At 38.4% G+C, this 5,598-nt stretch carries 4 protein-coding genes; 3 read left to right on the plus strand and 1 reads right to left on the minus strand.

Features of this window, described 5'->3' with window-relative positions; all coding sequences use genetic code 11:
* Nucleotides 1-417: 417 nt before the first annotated feature.
* Nucleotides 418-753 (minus strand): hypothetical protein, encoded by a 336-nt coding sequence (locus K6G87_RS05970; protein WP_296834941.1) that lies wholly within the window; start codon nucleotides 751-753, stop codon nucleotides 418-420.
* A 757-nt stretch (nucleotides 754-1,510) separates the two neighbouring features.
* On the opposite strand from K6G87_RS05970, the gene serC reads away from it, so the two are divergent.
* From serC to K6G87_RS05985, 3 genes are all read left to right on the plus strand, one after another.
* The gene (serC, locus tag K6G87_RS05975) at nucleotides 1,511-2,593 is read left to right on the plus strand and encodes a 3-phosphoserine/phosphohydroxythreonine transaminase (protein WP_296834942.1); all 1,083 of its coding nucleotides are present in this window, start codon (nucleotides 1,511-1,513) and stop codon (nucleotides 2,591-2,593) included.
* 71 nt (nucleotides 2,594-2,664) lie between these two features.
* Nucleotides 2,665-3,834, plus strand: coding sequence for a phosphoglycerate dehydrogenase (locus K6G87_RS05980; RefSeq protein WP_296834943.1), 1,170 nt, complete (start codon nucleotides 2,665-2,667; stop codon nucleotides 3,832-3,834).
* A 386-nt stretch (nucleotides 3,835-4,220) separates the two neighbouring features.
* Entirely contained in the window at nucleotides 4,221-5,462 is a 1,242-nt protein-coding gene (locus K6G87_RS05985; RefSeq protein ID WP_296834945.1) for a DUF1015 domain-containing protein, read from the plus strand.
* The last annotated feature ends 136 nt before the right edge of the window (nucleotides 5,463-5,598 follow it).

Genomic DNA, 5,598 nt, shown 5'->3' on the forward strand with positions numbered 1-5,598 from the left:
GCTTTGGATGTAAATGATAGGGAACTTAAAAATATAGAAAAAGCCCTTATCAGATTTGCAGATTTAACCTGCCATAAAACACCAATGCTTAGTAATGGCTAATGCACGTGGATAGCAAATATTTGCTCATGAAATGCATGAGGCCGTATATATAAAATGATCAAGATAACCCATCACCTTTAGGTGATGGGAATATCTTGATTTCGGGTGCGGGGTTATAAGCCCCGTACCCGTAGAACTGCGTCAGCGGTGATTTTATAACGAGCAAAAAGCAAAGCGTTTGCGAGTTTAACCTCATTATGTCGCCGGATTCGGGATGACATGTATGAGCCAATATAAATAAAAAACACTCTCGGTTAAAGTGGCCAAGGCTTTACTGTTACCGGGAGTGTTTTTGATTTTGATCTTAATATAGAGTCATACTAATATGTCAATATTCTGTCCAATAGTGTTATAAGTGCTTCCTGTTCCTTTTGATCCATATCCGGTGATACTTCCGCCAAAAGATTCTGCAACTTCATTGAACATTGCGCTGGCTTCAACCGGATCGAGCTTAGAAGCGTTGATCTTCTGAGCGTTAGGATAACCAACAGGACTTACAGGATCTACAGCACTTGCCACTTCCGATGGCTGCTGTACTGACTGTGCATATGCAGAAGATACCTCGGAATTATTCGAAAGGGCATAATTCAAAGGCTGAGTAAAAGAAACACTGCTATATGCACGCATTGCTCTAATTGCTCCAACTGCCATATCCAATCCCTTCTTTTATGAAAAACTAACGACAAGGCGACTACTTTTATAATAGCATAACGATAAAAAAATGCAACAATGATAATCATTTAACACGCAGTAAGCAAGACCCTCACTTCTACAGGCGGCGAGATGATTTGAGATAGCCATACTCTGATAGAAAGATTTATATGTGTCAGATTTATGAGTTGCTTGACCAGATGAATGCCTATTCGAATTGTTCGTATTATCATGGAGTGCTTTTGACACTAATTATAATAATGCAGTAAAAGGTGAATATACGCGCATAAAAATGCAATAACTAATAAGTTTGAAACAGATAAAATATCCAAGATTATCGACATAAAGAACAATAAAAATCATTAAAACAAATTCGTTATAAAAACAGGAGCGAATTTAACATTATTTTTTGGGGAAATTTTCAATAGAATAATAGCAAAAACAATTTAAAATTTAAAATTAATTGGCAATTTTTTTGAAAAAAAGCAAGTAAAATTCAAGCAAAATAAGGTGGATAAATTTGACGATGAAAAACGCTAAATGCTGATTATATAAGGGATTATCAAAATATTAATAGAATAAAATAACAAGTGATAATTTAAGACGTATGTGCAAATTTAATTTTTTGACAAATAAAAATTATTAATTTTGCAATATTGACTTTTTCAAGCTAAAGACTAGAATGTATTTAACATTCAAATTTTCGCAAATTAAAGTGGCGGAGTGAAAATTAATATTTTTTCAGGTGGAGGTTGAAATGTCAAGAGTTTACAATTTTTCAGCTGGTCCGGCAGTTCTTCCGGAAGAGGTACTTTTAGAAGCACAGAAAGAGATGCTTGATTATCATGGATGTGGGATGTCTGTTAATGAGATGAGTCATCGTTCCAAGACATTCGATTCTATTATACAGACAGCAGAACAGGATCTTAGAGATCTTTATAACATTCCTGATAACTATAAGGTTCTTTTCCTTCAGGGTGGAGCAAGTCAGCAGTTCGCTGCTATTCCCATGAACCTTATGAAGAATAAGAAGGCCGGCTATGTAATCACAGGTCAGTGGGCTAAGAAGGCATGCCAGGAAGCTTCAATCTATGGTGAAGCTGTTCAGCTTGCATCAAGTGCTGACAAGACATTCTCATATCTTCCTGATTGTTCTGATCTTCCGATCACAGATGATATGGACTATGTATACATCTGCAAGAACAATACAATTTATGGAACTCACTTTAATACACTTCCTAATACAAAAGGTAAAGACCTTGTAGCTGATGTATCCTCATGCTTCCTTTCAGAACCTGAAGATATCACCAAGTATGGCATAATCTACGGTGGTGTTCAGAAGAATGTAGGACCTGCAGGTCTTGTAATTTCAATAATTCGTGAAGATCTTATCCGTGATGATGTTCTTCCTTATACACCTACAATGCTTAAGTTCAAGACTCAGGCAGACAATGGTTCTTTATACAATACACCTAACTGCTGGTCTATCTATATCTGCGGTCTTGTATTTAAATGGCTTAAGGCTCAGGGCGGTCTTGCAGAAATGCAGAAGAGAAATGAAGAGAAGGCTAAGGTTCTCTATGACTATCTCGATCAGTCCAAGATGTTCAAGGGAACTGTACGCGTAGAAGACAGATCACTGATGAACGTTCCATTTGTAACTGATTCTGAGGAGCTTAACGCTAAGTTCATCAAAGAGGCAACTGCTGAAGGCCTTGTATCTCTTAAGGGACACAGAACTGTTGGCGGAATGAGAGCATCTATCTACAATGCTATGCCTAAGGCTGGTGTTGAGAAGCTTGTTCAGTTCATGGATCAGTTCGAGAAGGCTAATAGCTAACAGGTTTTCTGAAAAAAGAGATTGAAAACAATTGATATTGTTTGATGCACTATGCATCAGAAAGAGGAGCTATGTACAAGTATAAATGCTTAAACCCGATTGCTAAGATCGGTCTTAATAACTTCACAGATAATTTTGAAGCTACTGACAACGTTGACGACGCAGACGGCATTCTCGTAAGAAGTGCTGTTATGCATGATATGGAATTTTCAGATAACCTCCTTTGCATCGCAAGAGCAGGAGCTGGTGTTAATAACATTCCGCTCGAAAAGTGCGCTGAAAAGGGTATTGTTGTATTCAATACACCTGGAGCTAATGCTAATGGCGTTAAAGAGATGGTCATCGCAGCTATGCTTCTTGCATCACGTGATATCATCGGCGGTGTTGAATGGGTTAAGTCAAATGCCGGCGATCCTGAAATTGCCAAGGTTACAGAGAAGGCTAAGAAGAAATTTGCCGGTAATGAGATCATGGGCAAGAAACTTGGTATTATCGGACTTGGTGCTATCGGTGTAAGAGTTGCTAATGCCGCAAAGCTTCTTGGAATGGATGTATATGGTTATGATCCATATCTTTCTGTTAATGCTGCATGGAATATGTCTTCTGATGTTCACCATGTAACTAATGTAGATGATATATACTCAAAGTGTGATATTATTACAATTCATGTACCTGCTCTGGATTCAACTAAGGGCATGATAGGTGCAGAAGCAATCGCTAAGATGAAGAAGGGAGTTATCCTTCTTAACCTTGCAAGAGATATTCTTTGTGATGAAGCTGCAGTTCTGTCAGGTATTAACTCCGGCAAGATCCGTAAGTATGTAACAGACTTCCCGAACACAACAACTGCAGGTCACGATAACTGCATAGTAATTCCTCATCTTGGAGCTTCAACAGAAGAGTCTGAAGATAACTGTGCAATAAAGGCAGTTATGGAGATGATGGAGTATCTTGAAAATGGTAATATTTCCAATTCAGTTAACTATCCTGATGTAAACCTTGGAGTTTGTGTAAGACCTCGTATCGTTATCTTCCACAAGAATGTTGCTAACATGATCACCAAATTCACAAGAGAGTTTGGTAACGAAGGTATCAACATCACAGATATGGCTAATAAGTCAAAGGGTGAATATGCTTATACAATCATGGATTTCGAAGATTCTATCAAGGATGAGACTGTCAAGAAGCTTCAGGAAATCGAAGGCGTATTCCGTGTAAGAGTAGTTCGTAAGGATCTGTAATTACACAGTTTTGGAAGAAGAGATCTTTCAATTTATAACAGTTCGCAAAGACCTGTAATCATACAGGATTTTCGATATTAACCAACAAATCGGTGTTCAGGTTTAATAGCATAGTCCTAGGCATCGAAATAGCCCGGCGTAACTGCCGGGCTATTTTCCTGTAAAAACTGTATCATTGCTGATAATAGTTTGTGCTAAAACTCGTAATAATATGTGACAAATATATACGAAAATTTGGTATCATAGTATATGTGTGTTTATAGGTAAAATAACAAAAAAGATTTCTAGGAATCCATTACCTTTAGATGATGTGGATTTCACTATAAAGATAACTGGTTTAAAAGATCACAGTTTCATTATCATACATTTACGAAAGGAATAATAATATGGCATCAATAAGACCTTTTAAGGCATATAGACCGGAGCCTTCACTTTCAGCAAAGTGCGCAGCGCTTCCATATGATGTGTTTAACTCAAAGGAGGCAAGAGTAGAAGTTGAAAAGGAGCCTCTTTCTTTTCTTGCAATAGATCGTCCCGAAACTCAGTTCGAGGAAGGTCATGACATCTATGCTGATGAAGTATACAAAAAGGCACATGATGTTTTGTGGCAAAGGATTGAGGATGGAACATATGTTCAGGATTCTGTCCCTTGCTTTTATGTATATGAGCAGACAATGGATGGCAGAACTCAGACAGGACTTGTTGGATGTGCTGCAATTGATGACTATGTAAATAATGTGATCAAAAAGCATGAGAACACACTTGAAAAGAAAGAACAGGATCGTATCCGTCATGTCGATGCTTGTAATGCTCAGACAGGACCTATTTTCCTTGGTTACAGAAACAATCGGGAAATAGATAAGCTTGTAGAAAAGACTAAGTATACGCAGACTCCGGTTTACGACTTTACATCAGGTGATGGTGTCAAGAACCGCGTATGGGTTATTGCTGATGAAGATGATGTTAAGAAGATTAGTGAAGTATTCGAAACAATAGATTCAATATACATTGCTGATGGCCATCACCGCTGTGCTTCAGCTGTTAAGGTTGGACTTAAGAGACGTGGTGAAGACGCAGATGCTACAGGACAGAAGGAATATGACTTTTTCTTATCAGTTCTTTTCCCGGAAAATGAGCTTATGATAATGGACTACAACCGTGTGGTTAAGGACTTAAATGGCTTGTCTGATCAGGAATTTTTGGATGAACTTAGTAAGAAGTATGATGTTAATGAGCTTGGCAAAGAGGCGGTTAAGCCTTCGGGTAAGTATCAGGCATCTATGTACATGAATGATACCTGGTACAGTCTTGTTGCTAAGGAAGCTGTAAGAAAAGATGATGCTGTTGAGGGTCTTGACGTGGCAATTCTTCAAAATGAGATTTTGGATCCTGTGCTTGGAATCAAGGATCCTAAGAATGATTCAAGGATAGATTTCGTCGGCGGTATAAGAGGACTTAAGGAGCTTGAGAGAAGGTGCCATGAGGATATGAAGGTGGCATTTGCTATGTATCCCACATCAATTAGTGAGCTTTTTGCAGTTGCGGATGCTGGAAAACTCATGCCTCCAAAGTCAACATGGTTTGAGCCAAAGCTTCTTAGCGGACTTTTTATACATGCCTTTGAATAATATGACGTAAGGGTCAAAAGTCATTTCGATTCGAGCTTGCTCGAAATCGAATATGAATTTATGACCCGCCAAACATGAGCAAAGTAGCACGTAGTGCGGATTTGCGAATGTTTGAGGGCGCAAGACATCCGGGGGA

It is taken from the genome of Butyrivibrio sp. (genome assembly GCF_024699075.1).